Here is a 16,467-nt window from a genome sequence, read left to right on the forward strand (position 1 = left end):
GGCTCACGGGCGTCCGGAGCGTCAGCCGACGAGGCGGTAGCCCATGCCCTGCTCGGTGAGGAGGTGGCGCGGGCGGGCCGGATCGGCCTCGAGCTTCTTGCGCAGCTGCGAGATGTAGAGGCGCAGGTAGCCCGAGTCGGCGACCTGATCCGTGCCCCAGATGTCCTTGAGCAGGGTCTGGCGGGTCACGAGCGCGCCGGGGTTGCGGGCGAGGAACTCGAGAATGCGCCACTCGGTCGGCGTGAGGTGGACGGGCTCGCCGCCGCGCGTCACGGTCTTCGCCACCAGGTCGACCACCACCTCGCCGAAGGTCACCACCGGTTCGCCGGTCGGCGTGCCCATCCGCCGCGCGAGGGCCCGCAGGCGCGCCAGGAGCTCGTCGATCTGGAACGGCTTGGTGACGTAGTCGTCGGCGCCCGCGTCGAGCGCGTCGACCTTGTCGCCCGATCCGGTGCGGCCGGACACGACCAGGATCGGCACGTCGCTCCAGCCGCGCAGCGCCTGGATCACCTCGACGCCGTCCAGGCGCGGCATGCCGAGGTCGAGCAGCACGACGTCGGGCTTCGTCTGCGCCGCGACCGCGATCGCCTCGGCGCCGTCGGCCGCCGTGACCACGTCGTATCCATGCGCGCCCAGCGTGATGCGCATCGCGCGGATGAGCTGCGGGTCGTCGTCGGCGATCAGGATCTTCACGCGTCGGCTCCAGGCTCGGTCGCGGCCGCGGGGTGCCGCGGGCGGGGCGCGGCGAGCGGAAGCTCGACCGTCATCGTGAGGCCGCCGCGGGGCGTGTCCGACGGCGTGAGCGTTCCGCCCATCCCCTCGGTGAAGCCGCGGGACAGCGCGAGGCCCAGGCCGAGGCCGGCGGAGTTGTCGGTGTCGCCCATCCGCTGGAACGGCGCGAACATCTCGTCCTGCTTGCCGGCGGGCACGCCCGGGCCGTGGTCGACCACGCGGATCCGCCCGCACCGCCCCGACGCGTACGTCTCGATGCGCACGGGTGAGCCGGCGGGGGAGTGCCGGTCGGCGTTCGCGAGCAGGTTCACGATCACGCGCTGCAGCAGCACCGGGTCGGCGGACAGCGGCGGCATGTGCGGATCGAGCGCCAGGTCGAGGCGCTCGGGCGGCAGCTTGAGCTCGTCCGCGGCCGCGAGCACGACCTCCTCGGCGTCGAGCGGCGCGGCCGACACCGCCAGCACGCCCGCCTCGATGCGGCTCACGTCGAGCAGATCGGCCACCAGCGTCGACAGCGTGCGGAGGCTCTCGTCGGCCGTGGCCAGAAGCTCGGTGCGATCAGCCTCGGACAGCGTGCTGCCCGGCGCGCGCAATCCGCCCACCGCCGCCACCGCGGACGCGAGCGGGCGGCGCAGGTCGTGGCTCACGGCGGAGAGCAGCGCGGTGCGCACGGAGTCGGCCGCGGCCAGGGCGTCGGCCTCGCGGGCGGCCTCGGTGAGGCGCTGGTGCTCGAGCGCGGCGCCCAGCTGGGCCGAGACCACGGTGAGCAGGCGGCGCTCGGACTCGCCCAGCCGCGTGCCGTGCAGTTCGAGCGTCGCACGAGGCGTGCGCGCCGCGCCCACCGTGACGGAGTACGGCGCGCGGCCGTCGCGGGGCGGCTCGCCGTCGGCCGCGATCATCCGGCCGTCCAGGTCGACGAGCCGCGCGCCGGTCGCGTGGAACGCCTCGCGCGCGCGGGTCACCAGCGCCTGCGCCGCGCTCTCGCCGCGCAGCACGCTCCCCGAGATGCTCGCCAGCAGCTCGGCCTCGGCGGCCGCGCGCTCGGCCGCGCGGGCGCGGCGCGCGGCCTGGTCGACGATCCAGCTCACGAGCACCGCGCTCGCCACGTAGAACACGAGCGACAGCGCATGCGTCGGCGAGGCGATCGTGATGGTGAACAGCGGATGCAGGAACAGGAAGTTGAGCGTGAAGCCCGACAGGACGGCCGTGAACAGGGCGGGCCAGATGCCGCCGATCAGGGCGACCACGACCACGAGCAGCTGATAGGCGAGCACGTTGACCGCGAGGGTCTCCTCGTGCGCGACCGTGAACAGCAGCCACGACAGCAGCGGCCCGACCGCGAGCGCCACCGCGAAGCCCGCCGTCATTCGTCCCCGGCCGAGCGCCCCCGTGCTCACGCGGGGAAGCCTCACCGCACGCTCGCTCATCCGGTCCTCCACTCTCCGCGCTGAGCGTACTCCGCACGCGAGAGGGCGCCGGGCGATCCTCATGGATTCCTCACGGCGCCGTGAGGATCGGCGGAAGACTTCGGCGCGAACGGGCCCCGGGGGTTCCGCGAGATGAAACGATGAACGCGTGACATCCCCCGCCGCCGTGGGTCTTCGCAGCGAGCGCGGGCCCGTCCTTCTCGCCGTGATGGTCTCGACCGGGCTGGTCGCGATCGACGCCACCGTCGTCGCGACCGCCGTGCCCTCGATTGTGGCCGACCTCGGCGGCTACGAGGCGTTCCCCTGGCTGTTCTCGATCTACCTGCTCGCCCAGTCCGTCCTGACGCCCGTGTACTCCAAGCTGGCCGACCAGCTGGGCCGCAAGCCCGTGCTGCTGCTCGGCATCGCGGTGTTCCTCGTCAGCTCTGTGCTGTGCGGGGCCGCGTGGGACATGCCGTCGCTCATCGTGTTCCGCGCGCTGCAGGGCGTCGGCGCCGGCGCGATCCTGCCCATGACCATCACGATCGTGGGCGACATCTACACGCTCGAGGAGCGCGCCCGCGTGCAGGGCTACGTCGCGAGCGTGTGGGGCGCCTCGTCGGTGATCGGCCCCACGCTCGGCGGGCTGTTCGCGCAGTTCGACATCTGGCGCTGGATCTTCTTCATCAACGTCCCGCTGTGCGTCCTGGCGTACGTCCTCATCGCCCGCGCGTACCACGAGCGCCTCGAGCGGCGGGATCACCGCATCGACTGGGCGGGCGCCGCGCTGCTCACCGTCGGCCTGGCGCTGCTGCTGCTCGGCGTGCTCGAGGGCGGCGTCGCGTGGGCATGGGACTCGCCGGTCTCGCTCGCGGTGTTCGCCGGGGGAGCGGTGTTCATGCTGCTGTTCGTGCTGGTCGAGCGCCGGGCGCCCGAGCCCGTGCTGCCCCTGTGGATCTTCACGCGGCCTGTCGTGGCCTCGACCGCGCTGCTGAACCTGATCCTGGGCGGCGTCCTGATCGGCTACACCGCGTACATCCCGACCTACCTCGAGGGCAGCGCGGGCGCGACGCCGCTGCTCGCGGGGCTTGCGCTCGCGACCCTGACCCTCGGATGGCCGGTGGCCGCCGCGCTGTCGGGACGGCTGTACCTGCGGTTCGGGTTCCGCCCCGTGATCATCGGCGGCACGGCCCTCGTCCTCGTGGCGGCCGTCGCGATCGCGCTCGTCGCGCGCTGGCCCAGCATCCCGCTCGTGGCCGTCATCCTGTTCGCGGCGGGCCTCGGTTTCGGCTTCGCGGCCGTGCCCTCGCTCGTCGCGGTGCAGTCCAGCGTGGCGTGGGAGGAGCGCGGCGTCGCGTCGGGCACCGTGATGTTCGCGCGGTCGATCGGCCAGGCCGTGCTGGCCGCGGCGATGGGCGCGATCGCCAACGGCATCGCCGCGTCGCGCGGCGGCGACGTCCACGCGGCCGGCACGGTGATCGCCTCGTCGACCGCGGTGTTCACGGCATCGGCCGTGTGCGCCGGGGCGATGTTCGGCCTCGCGTTCCTGCTGCCGCGGCGCGGGCGCGACCGGGCGTGACTGATTCGCGGCCCGCTCAGCCGGCGGCGGCCTCCGGCATGAGGCCCTCGCCGAGGATGTGCTCCGTGAGCCGCGTGTAGTGGGCGCGCAGCAGCGTGCCCGCTCGCTCGCCGTCGCGATCGGCCACGGCATCGAGGAGTTCACGATGATCGCGCTTCGTCGCGTCGGCGAGTGAGCGCGTGACGGCCCTGGACCAGCGCAGATACAGCGACGCTCGGTCGGTCAGACTCCGCGAAAGCTCGATCAGGACGGGCAGTCCACAGGCGGAGATCAGGTGCAGATGGAACTCCGCGTGGGCGGCGACCCAGTCCGCGTTCAACGTCCCGTCCACACCGAGCGGCGGCGTGCGCTCGAGCGTGTGATGCGCTCCGAAGATCCCTGATTCCCAGGAGAGGTCGCCGCGTTCGATGGCCAACGCGATGCCGAACTCCTCCGAACGACAGCGAAGCTCGTTGAAGTCGCGAAGCTCCGCGAGTGAGAGACGGGGCACGAAGAACCCACGATTGGGTATCAACTCCACCAGACCGACGGCCGTCAGGCGGGTGAGCGCTTCTCGCACGACGGTGCTGCTCGTGCCGTAATCCTCCGACAGGGCGATCAGCTGGAGCTTGTCTCCCGGCGCCCATCGCCCGGCGAGGATGTCGTGTCGCAGACGCTCACGGGCTTCGGCGCTCAGGGTCTCGGAATCACCGCGTCGGGCCACTTATGCAATATAGGCGAGGAATGCGACGAGCCTCGGCGCATGTCCGCCGCACCGGTGGGGCGTGGCCCGGGTCCGGCTCAGGCGGCAGGGCGCGGCGCGGCGCGGAGCGCGTCGATGGTCGCGGCGAGCTCCTCGGGCGTCGCGCCGGGGCGCGCGAGCGCGGCGGTGGCGACGTCCACGAAGCGGCGGGGGCCGGGACCGAGGCGCACGGCGCTCGGGACGAGGCCCTTCTCGTTGATGACCCACGCGCCGGCGGCGGCGTGCCAGGCGTGGGCGACGAGCATCGCGGCGTGCGACAGGCACAGCGCCACGTAGGTCGTGTCGGCGCGACGCGCGCCCTTCTGCGCGGCCTCGAGCAGGAAGTCGGCCTGCCACAGGCCGTCGAGCATCGCCTTGCGCAGCGGCTCGGGGTACGGCGTCACGCGCGCCGCGAGCCCCGCGAGCACGGCGGATGGGTCGTGCAGCGGGATCGCCGTGGCGACCTCGCCCGCGTACGACACGTCGAGGAACCCGAGCGGATGGCCCGGCTGCGGATGGAACGCGAACTCGCCGCGGGCGGCCCGGTCGCACTGCTCCTCGACGCGCGCCACGTCGCGCAGGATCCAGTCGACCTTGGTGCCCTCCACGTCGAGCCAGGCGCCGCCGTCGACCCACGGGCCCCAGTCGCCCGGCGCGGCCACGGGGGCGGACTCGCCGGTCCACCGGGCGGCCACCGCGCCCATCGCCGAGAGGTCGAGCTCGCCGGCGCGGTAGTACACGCCGAGGTCGAAGTCCGAGTCGGGCCGATGCGTGCCCCGGGCGCGGCTGCCGCCGAGCGACACGGCGACGATCCCCGGGAGGCCGGCGAGCGCATCCGCCATCTGCCGGAGCCGGCGCTGATCCATCATGCGCCCGAGCCTAGGCGCGCGCCCGGCCCGCGGGGGCCGGGAGCGCCGATTGCCCCGAACTGCCGCAACGAAGCGACAGCTCGGGGCAAGGGGCTCAGTACGACGCGCGCTCGGTCGCGTCGGCGGCGGGGATGAAGGTCTTCGCGAGTGCCTCCGAGCCGCGGGCGACCAGGCCCACGTCGGCGCCCACGAGCAGGAACCGCGCGCCGGCCTCGACGTAGCCGCGGGCCGCGGACTCGACGAACGCGTTGACGCCGACGGGCTTGCCGGCCGCCTGCACGCCCTCGAACGCGCGCCGCACGGCCGCCACGACATCCGGATGCGTCTGCTGCCCGATCAGCCCCATCGAGGCGGCGAGGTCGCTCGGGCCGACGAACACGCCGTCCACGCCCGGGGTCGCCGCGATCGCCTGGGCGTTCTCGACGCCCTCCGAGGTCTCGATCTGCACGATCACCGACGTGTGCTCGGCGGCGTTCGCGAGGTAGTCATCGACACGGTTCCAGCGCCCGGAGCGCGCGAGCGCGTTGCCCACGCCGCGGTGCCCCTTCGGCGGGTACGACGCGTGCGCGACGGCCGCGGCGGCCTGCTCCGCGGTCGACACCATCGGCACCATGATCGTCTGCGCGCCGAGGTCGAGCACCTGCTTGATCCACACGGCGTCGTTCGCCGGCACGCGCACGATCGTCGTGACGGGATACCCGGACGCCGCCTGCAGCATCGCCTGCACCTCGCCGAGCCCGATCGGGCCGTGCTCCATGTCGATCATGAGCCAGTCGAGGCCCGAGCCGGCCATGATCTCGGCCATCACGGGGGAGCCGGAGCAGACCCATCCGCCGGCCAGCGCGCGATCCGTCGCCGCCAGCCGGTGCCGCAGTGTCGGAGAGAGACGTGTCACCGGAAGCTGCACGAGATCACCCCCATCGGGCCGTAGTCGCACAGGATGCTGTCGCCCGCCGTCGCCCACACCGGGCGCGTGAACGAGCCGGCCAGGATGATCTCGCCCGCCTCGAGGCGGTCGCCGTGCTGGTGCATCTTGTTCGCGAGCCACGCCACGCCGTTGCCGGGGTGGCCGAGCACGCCGCCCGAGACGCCGGTCTCCTCGATCTGCTCGTTGCGGTACAGCATCGCGCCGATCCAGCGCAGGTCGATGTCGTCGGGCCGCATGGGCCGGCCGCCGAGCACCATGCCGCCGTACGCGGCGTTGTCCGAGATGGTGTCGACGATCGTGCGGCCCTCCATCTCGATGTGCGAGTTGAGCACCTCGAGCGCGGGCGTGACGTACTCGGTCGCCCGCAGCACGTCGAACAGCGAGCACGCGGGGCCCTCGAGGGGCTCCTTCAGCACGAACGCGAGCTCGACCTCGATCCGGATGTTCGAGAAGTCCGCCGCGGGGATCACCGAGCCCGACTCCCACACGGTGTCGTCGAACATGACGCCGTAGTCGGGCTCGGTGATGCCGGTCACCTGCTGCATCGCCTTGGACGTCAGACCGATCTTGCGGCCGACGAGGCGGCGGCCCGCCTCGAGGTTCTTGTCGCGCCAGATGCCCTGGATCGCGTACGAGTCCTCCACGGTCGCCTCCGGGAACCGCGCCGTGATGCGGGGGATCACGCTGTGCGTGCGATCCGCCTCGGCGAGCTCCTCGGCGATCTGAGCGATCTGCTCCGATGTCAGCATGCGCCCATCCTCACAGCTGGTTGCCGAGCTTGTACTCGCCCAGCTTCCACGAGGGCATCTCGGCGTCGTCCTCGGGACGCGTGTACGAGAAGCCGTCGGCGCCGATGGTCACGGCCATCTCGCTCTTGTCCTCGCGGGCCACGACGGGCTGCGGGTTGCCGTCGAGGTCGAGCACGAGCGAGGCCTCGGTGTACCAGCTGGGCACGACCGGGGTGCCCCACCAGTCGCGGCGCTGGTTGTCGTGCACGTCCCACGTGACGACCGGGTTGTCGGGGTCGCCCGTGTAGTAGTCCTGCGTGTAGATCTCGACGCGGTGGCCGTCGGGGTCGCGCAGGTAGAGGTAGAACGCGTTCGAGACGCCGTGGCGGCCGGGGCCGCGCTCGATCGCGTCCGACCGGCGCAGCGCGCCGAGCTTGTCGCAGATCGCGAGGATGTTGTGCTTCTCGTGCGTGGCGAACGCGACGTGGTGCATGCGCGGGCCGTCGCCGCCGGTCGTGGCGGTGTCGTGCACGGTGGGCTTGCGGCGCATCCACGCGGCGTAGACGACCCCGTCCTCGTCCTGGATGTCCTCCGTGACGCGGAAGCCGAGGTCCTGGTAGTGGCGCACGGCGCGCGGCACATCCGGCGTGACCTGGTTGAAGTGGTCGAGGCGCACGAGCTCGCCGGGCGACTGCAGGTCGTAGCGCCACGACAGCCGCTCGACGTGCTCGGTCTGGTAGAAGAACTCGTACGGGAAGCCCAGCGGGTCCTCCACGCGCACCGAGTCGCCGATGCCCTTGGTGAAGCCCTCCGGCTTGCGGATGACGCGGCAGCCGAGCTCCTCGTAGAACGCGACGGCCTTGTCGAGGTCCTCGGGGGTGCGCACGCGGTACGAGAACGCGGCGACGCCCGCGATCGGGCCCTTGCGCAGCACCAGGTTGTGGTGGATGAACTCCTCGGTCGAGCGCAGGTAGATCGCCTCGTCGTCCTCCTCGGTCACGTGCAGGCCGAGGATGTCGACGTAGAACTCGCGCGACTTCTGCAGGTCGGTCACGACGAGGTCCATGTAGGCGCAGCGCAGGATGTCCGGCGCGGGCGCCTTGGGGGTGGCGACGGCGTTGGCGGCCTCGATGGGCGCCTCCTGCGAGACGAAGAAGCCCGAGGAGGTCTTGGTGCCCCGGCGGTCGGTGGTGTCGGTCATGTCAGCGTCCTTGCTTTTGTTCTGGGGATCCGGATGTCGGGCGGCGCTCAGTGAGCCGAGCCGCCCTCCTTGCCGAACGTGGGGTTGTGGACCTTGCCGAGCGTGATGTGCACGGCCTGCTGGTCGGTGTAGAAGTCGATCGAGCGGTAGCCGCCCTCGTGGCCGAGGCCCGAGGCCTTGACGCCGCCGAAGGGCGTGCGCAGGTCCCGCACGTTGTTCGAGTTGAGCCACACCATGCCGGCCTCGACGCTCTGCGCGAAGTTGTGCGCGCGCTTGAGGTCGTTGGTCCAGATGTAGGCCGCGAGGCCGTACTTGGTGTTGTTGGCGAGCTCGAGCGCCTCCTCGTCCGTGTCGAACGGCGTGATGGCGACGACCGGGCCGAAGATCTCCTCCTGGAAGATCCGGGCATCGGGCGAGACGTCGGCGAACACCGTGGGCGCGACGAAGTTGCCCTCGTCGAAGCCCTCGGGGCGGCCGCCGCCGGCGACCAGGCGGCCCTCGCCCTTGCCGATCTCGACGTACGACATGACCTTCTCGTAGTGCTCCGGGTGCACGAGCGCGCCGACCTCGGTCGCGGGGTCGTGCGGGTAGCCGACCTTGACGCGCTTGGCCTGCGCCGCGTAGCGCTCCACGAACTCGTCGTAGATGTCGCGCTGGACCAGGATGCGGCTGCCCGCCGTGCAGCGCTCGCCGTTCAGCGAGAAGACGCCGAAGATGGTGGCGTCGACCGCGGCCTCCAGGTCGGCGTCGGCGAACACCACGGCGGGCGACTTGCCGCCGAGCTCCATCGACAGGCCCTTCAGGTACGGGGCCGCGTTGCCGAAGATGATCTGGCCCGTGCGGCTCTCGCCCGTGAACGAGATGAGCGGCACGTCCGGGTGCTTCACGAGCGCGTCGCCCGCGTCCTCGCCGAAGCCGTGCACGAGGTTGAACACGCCCTCGGGCAGGCCCGCCTCCTCGAAGATGCCGGCCCACAGCGAGGCCGACAGCGGGGTGAACTCAGCGGGCTTGAGCACGACCGTGTTGCCGGTCGCGAGCGCGGGGCCGAGCTTCCACGACTCGAGCATGAACGGCGTGTTCCACGGCGTGATGAGGCCCGCGACGCCGATCGGCTTGCGGTTGACGTAGTTGATCTGGCGGCCCGGCACCTTGAAGGTGTCGTCGGCCTGCGCCACGATCAGGTCCGCGAAGAAGCGGAAGTTCTCGGCCGCGCGGCGGGCCTGGCCGAGCGCCTGCGTGATGGGCAGGCCCGAGTCGAACGACTCGAGCTCGGCGAGGCGGGCGTCGCGCGACTCGACGATGTCGGCGATCCGGTGCAGGACGCGCGAGCGCTCGCGCGGCAGCATCTTGGGCCACGGGCCCTCGAGGAAGGCCTTGCGGGCGGCGGCGACGGCGGCGTCGACGTCGGCCTTCTTGCCCGCGGCGGCCTGCAGGTAGGTCTCGTTCGACACCGGGTCGAGCACGTCGAACGTGTCGCCGTCGATCGAGTCGACGTGCTTGCCGCCGATGTAGTGCTGGATCTTGGCGGGCAGGTCCGCGGGGACGTGCCGCTCGGTCACGGGAGTGCTCATGCGGGGCTCCTTCGGGAGGGTTCGGATCAGTGGGAGGTCAGGTAGGCGTTCATGGTTCCCCAGCGGTGCTGCCGGGCGGCGAGCTCGATCTCGATCGGCGCGGCGCCGGACCGGATGAGCTCGAGGATCTGCGCGTGCTCGCGCACCGACTCATGCGCGCGGCCGGGGACGAACGCGAACGTGGAGTCGAGCAGGTTGTGCAGGCGGGTCCAGCCGCGGTGCACCAGGTCGAGGATGTGCGGGTTGGGGCACGTCTCGAACAGCACCGAGTGGAACTCGCGGTTCAGGCGCGTGAAGGCGATGGGGTCGAAGTCGTCCAGCAGCGCGATCAGCCGCTGGTTGACCGCCTCCGCGCGGTCGAGGTCGGCGGGCGTGAGGAGCGGGGCCGCGAGCGCGGTCGCGACGCCCTCCACGACGCCGAGCGTCTGCATCGAGTGGGCGTACTCCTCGCGGTCGACGAGCGACACGCGCGCCCCGACGTTGCGCTCGAACTCCACCAGGCCCTCGGCCTCGAGGCGGCGGATGGCCTCGCGCACGGGCACGACGCTCATGCCGAGCGTCTGCGCGATCGGGCCGAGCACGAGGCGGTAGCCGGGGCTGAACTCGCGGCGCTGGATCCGCTCCCGGATCCACTCGTACGCGCGCTCCGACTTGCTCTCGGCGGCCACGGCGGAGGCCATGTCAGGCACCGGTCTCGGCTTCGTAGCGGGCGCGCCACTCGGCGTTCATCGGGAACAGGCCGTCGACCGGGTGCCCGGCCTCGACCTGCGTCGCGATCCAGGCGTCCTCGGCCTCCTGCGCGAGCGTCGCGTCCGCGACCTCCTCGGCGAGGGGCGGGGGGATCACGATCACGCCGTCGTCGTCGCCCACGATGATGTCGCCGGGCTGCACCGTGGCGCCGCCGCACGCGATCGTCACGTCGCCCTCCCACGGCACGTGGTAGCGGCCGAGCACGGCCGGGTGCCCGCCCTGCGAGAACACGGGGATGTCGAACGACGCGACCTGCGCGTGGTCGCGCACGCCGCCGTCGGTCACGATGCCGGCGGCGCCGCGTGCCTTCGCGCGCAGGGCCAGGATGTCGCCGAGCGTGCCCGAGCCCGCGTTGCCGCGCGCCTCGATCACGATCACCTCGCCCGGCTCGACCGCGTCGAACACGCGCTTCTGGGCGTTGTAGCCGCCGCCGTGCGTCGTGAACAGGTCCTCGCGCAGCGGCACGAAGCGCAGCGTCTTGGCCGTGCCGACGAGCTTGGCGCCGGGGGTGTCGCTCTTCGGCCCGTCGATGAACACGCCGCGGATGCCGCGCTGTCGCAGCTGCTGCGACAGCCCCGCGACGGGCGCCTCCATGAGCTTGGCGCGCAGGGTGTCGGTGAGCACGGACGCGGTGGCCTCGATCGGCGGCAGGCCGGCGGCCTCGCGCGAGCCCCAGGCCTCCTCGCGCTGCAGGTCGTCGACGCTCGGGAGCGATCCGATGTTCTCGTCGAAGTCGCCCGGTCCCTCGACCACGCGGGTCACCAGGCGGCCGCTCGTGGGGGAGCCCTCAGCGTCCGGCGCGTCGACCTCGACCTCGATCACGTCGCCGGGGACGGCGACCGACGAGCCCGCGGGCGTGCCCGTCAGGATGACGTCGCCCACCTCTAGCGTGAAGTGCTGCGACAGGTCGGCGACGAACTGCGCGAGCGGGAAGATCATCCGGTCGTCCGACGTCGTGTCGTCCTGCACGAGCTCGCCGTTGCGCCACGTGCGCACGCGCAGCGCCGACGGGTCGACCGTGCGAGCGTCGATCAACTGCGGGCCGAGCGGCGTGTAGCCGTCGCGGCCCTTGTTGCGCACGTTCGAGCCCTTGTCGTTGCCGCGCAGGTCGTACAGGCCCCAGTCGTTCGAGGCGGTCACCCACCCGACGTGGTCCCACGCGCGCTCGAGCGGGACGCGGCGGGCGGGCGTGCCGATGATCAGCGCGACCTCGCCCTCGAACGCGAGCAGCTCGGTGCCGGCGGGGCGCTCGATCTCGGCGCCGCTGGCGGCGACGGAGCTCGCGGGCTTGAAGAAGTAGGACGGCGCCTTGGGGCGGCGGCCGCGCTGCGCGGCGCGCGACTCGTACGCGAGGTGGACCGCGATGATCTTGCCGGGCGCCTGGGGCAGCGCGGCGAAGCGGGGGTCGGTCGGCTCGGTGGTCACTCGAGCTCCTTTGCTCTGATCGAGGGTCGTATCTGAAATAATATACGATCTGGCGAGCGAGGGGAAGGGCCCGCTCAGCGCACGAAGCGGATCGGGCTCTGCGCCTGCTCGGCTTCGTGGTCCATCCCCAGCGGGATGCCCGGGCGGTCGCGGTAGACGAAGTAGTCGTACCACTCGACGGTGGTGCCGACGACGGTGGCGAACGTCACGCGGGCGCGGTCGGCCCGCACGCGCGTCGTGGTCGTCGAGGTGGCGGTCATGGGCGGGACTCCTTCGTCGGTGCGGGGTGGCGGATGCCGGGTCGGCGCCGCTTCTCGGGCGCGGGTGGAGGGATCCGGGCCGGCCGGATCCGGGGATCGGGTCAGTCGGCGAGGATGCGGTGCAGCAGGTCGCGCAGCTGCTCTCGCTCTCCCGGGGTGAGCGCGCCCGTGAGCGCGTCCTGGAGCGCGTCGACGCGCGGAGCGAGCGAGGCCCGCAGCGTCTCGCCGGCGGGCGTGAGGCGCAGCGTCTTCTTGCGCGCGTCGACCTCGTCGGGTTCGCGCGAGATCTGGCCGCGCGACTCCAGCCGCGCGACGAGGCCCGCGATGGTGGAGGCGTCCAGATCGAGCGCCGCGCCGAGCTCGCGCTGGCTCGAGCCGGGCTGCTCGGCCAGCACCGCCAGCACGGCGTACTGGGGCCCGGTCACGACGGGGGAGACCACCTCGGCCCACAGCGCCGTGTGGCGCTGCTGCACGCGCCGCACGAGGTGCCCCGCGAGGCCGTCGAGCGGGCGCCGCGTCGCGGCGGGGGCCTCGCCGGCCATGTCAGCCACGCTCCACGAGCACGCGCGAGAAGAACGCGGCGAGCTCGGCCGTCTCATCGAGCGGCAGCACCTCGGCCACGTACATGTCGGGCCGCACGATCACGACCGCGCCGCGCTCGCGGTCGATGCCGCGCGCGCCGCAGGGCGACGGTGACCGGGTGGTCGGCCGCGTCGCGGTCGATCTCCAGGCCCACGAACTCGATCCCGTAGTCGGGCCGCAGGCGCGACGGGCGGCGATCCATGAACGACTGCAGGTACTGCTGCATGCGCGCCTGGTTGACCACGAGGTGCGGCATCTCCGACAGGCCCTGGTCGTCGTCCGGCACGCGGTGCGTGCGCGCGATCCGGTCGCGGTGCTCGGGGTCCGGGCCCCAGAACGCGGTCTGCGTGATGTGGTAGCCCTCGTCGATCATCTGCCGGGCCAGCCCGAAGGCCTGGAACGTCTCGACCGTGCGGACCTGGACGCCGTCGGCGCGGCCGATCCGCAGCGGCTCCGGGTTGCGCTCGACGATGCGGGTCTCGATCTCGGAGAACACCGACAGCTGCGCGGCGAGCATCATGCCGGCGGGGCCGGTGCCCACGATCAGCACGTCGACGGCGTCGCCGTCGCGGAGGGGACCCGCGGGGCGGCCGGGGAGGGCCGGCTCGAGCGTCGGGTTGCCGGGCCGGTAGCCGTCGAGGTGGTACTGCACGTGTGCTCCTTCGCAACGGACGTCGTCGTCGCGCACGGCCGCCGGGTGAATTCATACGTGCACCAACGGAAACCGTACGTGCACAAACGAAAGGCGCTCGGGCTCGTCGGCGCAAGCGGCGGAGTCTCGCTGATCCGATCCTGCCGATCGCGAAAGAATCGCGGATCTTGACGTCGCTCTGCTCGGAAAGGCCGGTGAGAACGTTCGTATTCTCGAACTGCGCGACGACGAACGTCGGGCACCGTGACATCCGGGCGCGATCCGCCCGCATCGACGAAGGAGTGATGAGCGACCGTGAGCGAGAAGTTCGAGGCGCCCCAGTACGAGCTTCACCGGGCGGAATGGACCGCCCGCGAGGAGCTGGCCGAGCGGATGATCCCCCTGATCGGGCGCCTCTACCGCACGCACGGCATCGTGCCGTCGATCCACGGCCGCCGGCTCATCAACCGGTCGCCGATCGAGATCATCAAGGCCCACCGCTTCGCGCGCCAGACCGGCGACGACGTGCTGAACCCGGTCAAGACCCTTGCGGTGCTCGAGGGCATCGCCCGCATCGCGCCGGGGGCCGCGTCGATCGACGTGGCCCGCCTCGTGTCGCGCTACGACGAGCTCGGCGGCACGTACGAGGACGCCCACCTCGACGACTTCATCCGCGCCGAGCTCGCGGCCGTGATCGACGCCGAGACGCCGCGGCCGACCGACGTCGTGCTGTACGGCTTCGGCCGCATCGGCCGCCTGCTCGCTCGCATCCTGCTCGCCCACACGGGCAACGGCTCGGGGCTGCGCCTGCGGGCGATCGTGGTCCGCAAGGGCGGCGACATGGACCTCAAGAAGCGCGCCAGCCTGCTGCGCCGCGACTCGGTGCACGGCCCCTTCGCCGGCACGATCGAGATCGACGAGGAGAACGACACGATCCTCGCGAACGGCACGCTGATCCAGGTCATCTACTCGGACGACCCGGCCACGGTCGACTACGAGCGGTACGGCATCCGCGACGCCATCATCGTCGACAACACGGGCCGCTGGCGCGACGAGGAGGCGCTGTCGCGTCACCTGCAGTCGAAGGGCGCCGGCCGCGTGCTGCTCACCGCGCCCGGCAAGGGCGCGCTCAAGAACATCGTGTTCGGGGTCAACAGCGACGACATCACGGCCGACGACCGGATCCTGTCGGCCGCGTCGTGCACGACCAACGCGATCACGCCCATCCTGGGCGTGCTCGACGAGTCGTTCGGCGTCGTCCGCGGCCACGTCGAGACCGTGCACTCGTTCACGAACGACCAGAACCTGATCGACAACTTCCACAAGGGCGACCGCCGCGGCCGCTCCGCCGTGCTGAACATGGTCATCACCGAGACCGGCGCCGCCAAGGCCGTCGCCAAGGCGCTGCCGCAGCTGGCCGGCAAGCTCTCGGGCAGCGCGATCCGCGTCCCCACCCCGGATGTGTCGCTGGCGATCCTGAACCTGCAGCTCGCCCGCCCGACCACCAAGGACGAGCTCAACGCGTTCCTGCGCCAGGTGTCGCTCACCTCGCCCATGCGCCAGCAGATCGACTACATCGAGTCGCCCGAGGTCGTCTCCACGGACTTCGTCGGAAACAACCGCGCCGGCATCGTGGACGGGCTGGCGACCATCGCCGACGGCGAGAACGTCGTGCTCTACGTCTGGTACGACAACGAGTACGGCTACTCGTGCCAGGTGGTGCGCGTGGTCGAGAAGATGGCCGGCGCGCACCCGACCGTCCTGCCCGAGCGCCAGCCGGTCGTCGCCCGGCCGGTGGACGTCGAGCCGGTCGAGGAGCTCGTCGACGAGGCGCCGCGCGAGGCCGTGCCCGCGGCCGTCTGATCAGGACGATCCGGGCCGGCGACGTCTACGCTCGTAGAGGCGGTATCGCCGGTTCGGATCGTGATCAGGAGGTGCGGTGGGACGCAACGCCGATGCCATCGACGAGGGCGTGGCCATCGCGCTCGCGGCGGCGCGCCTGTCGGTCAAGAACACCATCCTGGTGAGCACGATCTCGCTGGGGGAGTCGTTCGATCCGGATCACTTCGTAGACGCGGCCCGGGATGCGCTCATCGCGCTGGCCGACGAGCAGGACGGGGCGGCCGCGGCTGTCACCAAGGCGCGCCGCGCCGCGTGGGGTCGCCACACGCAGCCGCACGGCACGCACGACTACCGCGACCGCGACGTGCGCAACCTGCGCCGCCGCGCCAAGCAGTACTCGGGCGTCGCCAAGGCGCTGCGCCTGAAGGCCGAGGACGTCGACGAGCTGCGCGGCATCGTCGAGCACGCCCGCGAGGCCGCGTGGCACGACGTCGAGGCGAACCTCGAGGGCCGGCTGCGCATCGAGGCCATGCGCCCTGACCAGGACCCCGACTACGAGTCGATGCGCGAGGCGCGCATGCAGGCGCTGCGCCTGGTCGACCTGCAGAAGCTCTCGGCGCAGGCCCGGCGCAAGCGCAAGGTCGGCGCGGCCGCCGAGGGCGGCTCCGGCGCGGGCGACGACGCCGACGAGGCCTGACGCGGCGCGACGCGCCCGGGGTGCGTCCCGGAGGGGGCCCGATTCGCGGAGGCCCCGCGGCATGATGTACAGTAGACGGGTTGCCACGGCAACGGCATGAGCGCCCGTAGCTCAATGGATAGAGCATCTGACTACGGATCAGAAGGTTAGGGGTTCGAGTCCCTTCGGGCGCGCACTGTGTTGAGACAGTAACCTTGAGAAAAGCGCCGGTTTACCGGCGCTTTTCTTGTTTGTGCGGATGATCGCGCGAGTGGCGAAGACGCCACATGGCGTCACAGCACACCACACGTATGTGTGCACCTATGTGTGCACTAGATCGAGGCTGCGAGATCCCCAGCGGGCGGTGCATCAGGACATCCCTGACAGTGCTGCAGGACATCTCTGCCAGATGAGCCCGGCGTCCGGTATGGGCACGGATTCTTCCCGGTACAGGGTGAATCGGCCTGGGTTTCGTTCCGTTCTTGAAGCAAGGATGGAACGCGATGAACCGGAAGTACTCTCCCGAGATGCGCGAGCGCGCGCTGCGGATGCTCGATGAGGCCAAG

General features: G+C 71.7%; 17 protein-coding genes and 1 tRNA gene. 4 read left to right on the plus strand and 14 right to left on the minus strand.

What is annotated here, in order from left to right:
• Positions 1–21: 21 nt before the first annotated feature.
• Together ASD19_RS02590 and ASD19_RS02595 are read right to left on the minus strand one after the other, a co-directional pair.
• Positions 22–693 (minus strand): response regulator, encoded by a 672-nt coding sequence (locus ASD19_RS02590; protein WP_055988531.1) that lies wholly within the window; start codon positions 691–693, stop codon positions 22–24.
• A complete protein-coding gene (locus ASD19_RS02595; protein WP_055988533.1) occupies positions 690–2,129 on the minus strand; it encodes a sensor histidine kinase in 1,440 nt (479 codons plus the stop codon). Before ASD19_RS02595 ends, ASD19_RS02590 begins: the two co-directional genes overlap by 4 nt.
• 178 nt (positions 2,130–2,307) lie before the next feature.
• On the opposite strand from ASD19_RS02595, the gene ASD19_RS02600 reads away from it, so the two are divergent.
• Positions 2,308–3,717 (plus strand): MFS transporter, encoded by a 1,410-nt coding sequence (locus ASD19_RS02600; RefSeq protein ID WP_055988536.1) that lies wholly within the window; start codon positions 2,308–2,310, stop codon positions 3,715–3,717.
• Between the two features lie 16 nt (positions 3,718–3,733).
• Here ASD19_RS02600 and ASD19_RS02605 read toward each other — a convergent pair whose 3' ends face one another.
• The 12 genes from ASD19_RS02605 to ASD19_RS02655 all read right to left on the minus strand — a co-directional run bounded on the left by ASD19_RS02605 (position 3,734) and on the right by ASD19_RS02655 (position 13,404).
• On the minus strand, positions 3,734–4,420 hold the full coding sequence (locus ASD19_RS02605; RefSeq protein WP_055988538.1) for a GntR family transcriptional regulator: 687 nt from the start codon (positions 4,418–4,420) through the stop codon (positions 3,734–3,736).
• Positions 4,421–4,497: 77 nt separating this feature from the next.
• The gene (locus ASD19_RS02610) at positions 4,498–5,307 is read right to left on the minus strand and encodes a nucleotidyltransferase domain-containing protein (RefSeq protein ID WP_055988539.1); all 810 of its coding nucleotides are present in this window, start codon (positions 5,305–5,307) and stop codon (positions 4,498–4,500) included.
• A gap of 94 nt (positions 5,308–5,401) precedes the next feature.
• Positions 5,402–6,202: an HpcH/HpaI aldolase family protein gene (locus ASD19_RS02615; protein WP_235562946.1), complete on the minus strand. Its 801-nt coding sequence runs from the start codon at positions 6,200–6,202 to the stop codon at positions 5,402–5,404.
• Entirely contained in the window at positions 6,199–6,984 is a 786-nt protein-coding gene (gene hpaH, locus ASD19_RS02620; protein WP_055988542.1) for a 2-oxo-hept-4-ene-1,7-dioate hydratase, read from the minus strand. Before hpaH ends, ASD19_RS02615 begins: the two co-directional genes overlap by 4 nt.
• Positions 6,985–6,994: 10 nt before the next feature.
• Complete coding sequence (gene hpaD, locus ASD19_RS02625) at positions 6,995–8,164, minus strand: 3,4-dihydroxyphenylacetate 2,3-dioxygenase (protein ID WP_055988544.1); 1,170 nt, start codon at positions 8,162–8,164, stop codon at positions 6,995–6,997.
• A gap of 47 nt (positions 8,165–8,211) precedes the next feature.
• Positions 8,212–9,735, minus strand: a complete 1,524-nt coding sequence (gene hpaE / locus ASD19_RS02630) for a 5-carboxymethyl-2-hydroxymuconate semialdehyde dehydrogenase (RefSeq protein ID WP_055988546.1) — start codon at positions 9,733–9,735, stop codon at positions 8,212–8,214.
• 26 nt (positions 9,736–9,761) lie between these two features.
• Positions 9,762–10,415, minus strand: a complete 654-nt coding sequence (locus ASD19_RS02635) for a GntR family transcriptional regulator (RefSeq protein WP_055988548.1) — start codon at positions 10,413–10,415, stop codon at positions 9,762–9,764.
• 1 nt (position 10,416) lies between these two features.
• Positions 10,417–11,910, minus strand: a complete 1,494-nt coding sequence (locus tag ASD19_RS02640; RefSeq protein WP_055988550.1) for a fumarylacetoacetate hydrolase family protein — start codon at positions 11,908–11,910, stop codon at positions 10,417–10,419.
• 74 nt (positions 11,911–11,984) lie between these two features.
• Positions 11,985–12,170 (minus strand): hypothetical protein, encoded by a 186-nt coding sequence (locus tag ASD19_RS14575; RefSeq protein WP_055988552.1) that lies wholly within the window; start codon positions 12,168–12,170, stop codon positions 11,985–11,987.
• A 101-nt stretch (positions 12,171–12,271) separates the two neighbouring features.
• Complete coding sequence (locus tag ASD19_RS02650; RefSeq protein ID WP_055988554.1) at positions 12,272–12,712, minus strand: MarR family winged helix-turn-helix transcriptional regulator; 441 nt, start codon at positions 12,710–12,712, stop codon at positions 12,272–12,274.
• Position 12,713: 1 nt separating this feature from the next.
• Positions 12,714–12,797, minus strand: a complete 84-nt coding sequence (locus ASD19_RS14965) for a hypothetical protein (RefSeq protein WP_442922494.1) — start codon at positions 12,795–12,797, stop codon at positions 12,714–12,716.
• The gene (locus ASD19_RS02655) at positions 12,766–13,404 is read right to left on the minus strand and encodes an FAD-dependent monooxygenase (protein ID WP_055988556.1); all 639 of its coding nucleotides are present in this window, start codon (positions 13,402–13,404) and stop codon (positions 12,766–12,768) included. Before ASD19_RS02655 ends, ASD19_RS14965 begins: the two co-directional genes overlap by 32 nt.
• A 372-nt stretch (positions 13,405–13,776) precedes the next feature.
• On the opposite strand from ASD19_RS02655, the gene ASD19_RS02660 reads away from it, so the two are divergent.
• From ASD19_RS02660 to ASD19_RS02670, 3 genes are all read left to right on the plus strand, one after another.
• Positions 13,777–15,246: a glyceraldehyde-3-phosphate dehydrogenase gene (locus tag ASD19_RS02660; protein WP_230668240.1), complete on the plus strand. Its 1,470-nt coding sequence runs from the start codon at positions 13,777–13,779 to the stop codon at positions 15,244–15,246.
• A gap of 76 nt (positions 15,247–15,322) precedes the next feature.
• Entirely contained in the window at positions 15,323–15,922 is a 600-nt protein-coding gene (locus tag ASD19_RS02665; RefSeq protein WP_055988558.1) for a hypothetical protein, read from the plus strand.
• A gap of 100 nt (positions 15,923–16,022) precedes the next feature.
• Positions 16,023–16,095: transfer RNA gene (locus ASD19_RS02670), tRNA-Arg, on the plus strand.
• The last annotated feature ends 372 nt before the right edge of the window (positions 16,096–16,467 follow it).

This window comes from Microbacterium sp. Root53, assembly GCF_001426925.1.
Lineage (GTDB): Bacteria > Actinomycetota > Actinomycetes > Actinomycetales > Microbacteriaceae > Microbacterium.

Excerpts from the sequence above, each read along its gene's own strand:
- ASD19_RS02635 (WP_055988548.1), bottom strand. The coding sequence starts at position 10,415 with ATGGCCTCCGCCGTGGCCGCCGAGAGCAAGTCGGAGCGCGCGTACGAG.
- ASD19_RS14575 (WP_055988552.1), bottom strand. The coding sequence starts at position 12,170 with ATGACCGCCACCTCGACGACCACGACGCGCGTGCGGGCCGACCGCGCC.
- ASD19_RS02610 (WP_055988539.1), bottom strand. The coding sequence starts at position 5,307 with ATGATGGATCAGCGCCGGCTCCGGCAGATGGCGGATGCGCTCGCCGGC.
- hpaH (WP_055988542.1), bottom strand. The coding sequence starts at position 6,984 with ATGCTGACATCGGAGCAGATCGCTCAGATCGCCGAGGAGCTCGCCGAG.
- hpaE (WP_055988546.1), bottom strand. The coding sequence starts at position 9,735 with ATGAGCACTCCCGTGACCGAGCGGCACGTCCCCGCGGACCTGCCCGCC.
- ASD19_RS02660 (WP_230668240.1), top strand. The coding sequence starts at position 13,777 with ATGATCCCCCTGATCGGGCGCCTCTACCGCACGCACGGCATCGTGCCG.
- hpaD (WP_055988544.1), bottom strand. The coding sequence starts at position 8,164 with ATGACCGACACCACCGACCGCCGGGGCACCAAGACCTCCTCGGGCTTC.
- ASD19_RS14965 (WP_442922494.1), bottom strand. The coding sequence starts at position 12,797 with ATGTACGTGGCCGAGGTGCTGCCGCTCGATGAGACGGCCGAGCTCGCC.
- ASD19_RS02650 (WP_055988554.1), bottom strand. The coding sequence starts at position 12,712 with ATGGCCGGCGAGGCCCCCGCCGCGACGCGGCGCCCGCTCGACGGCCTC.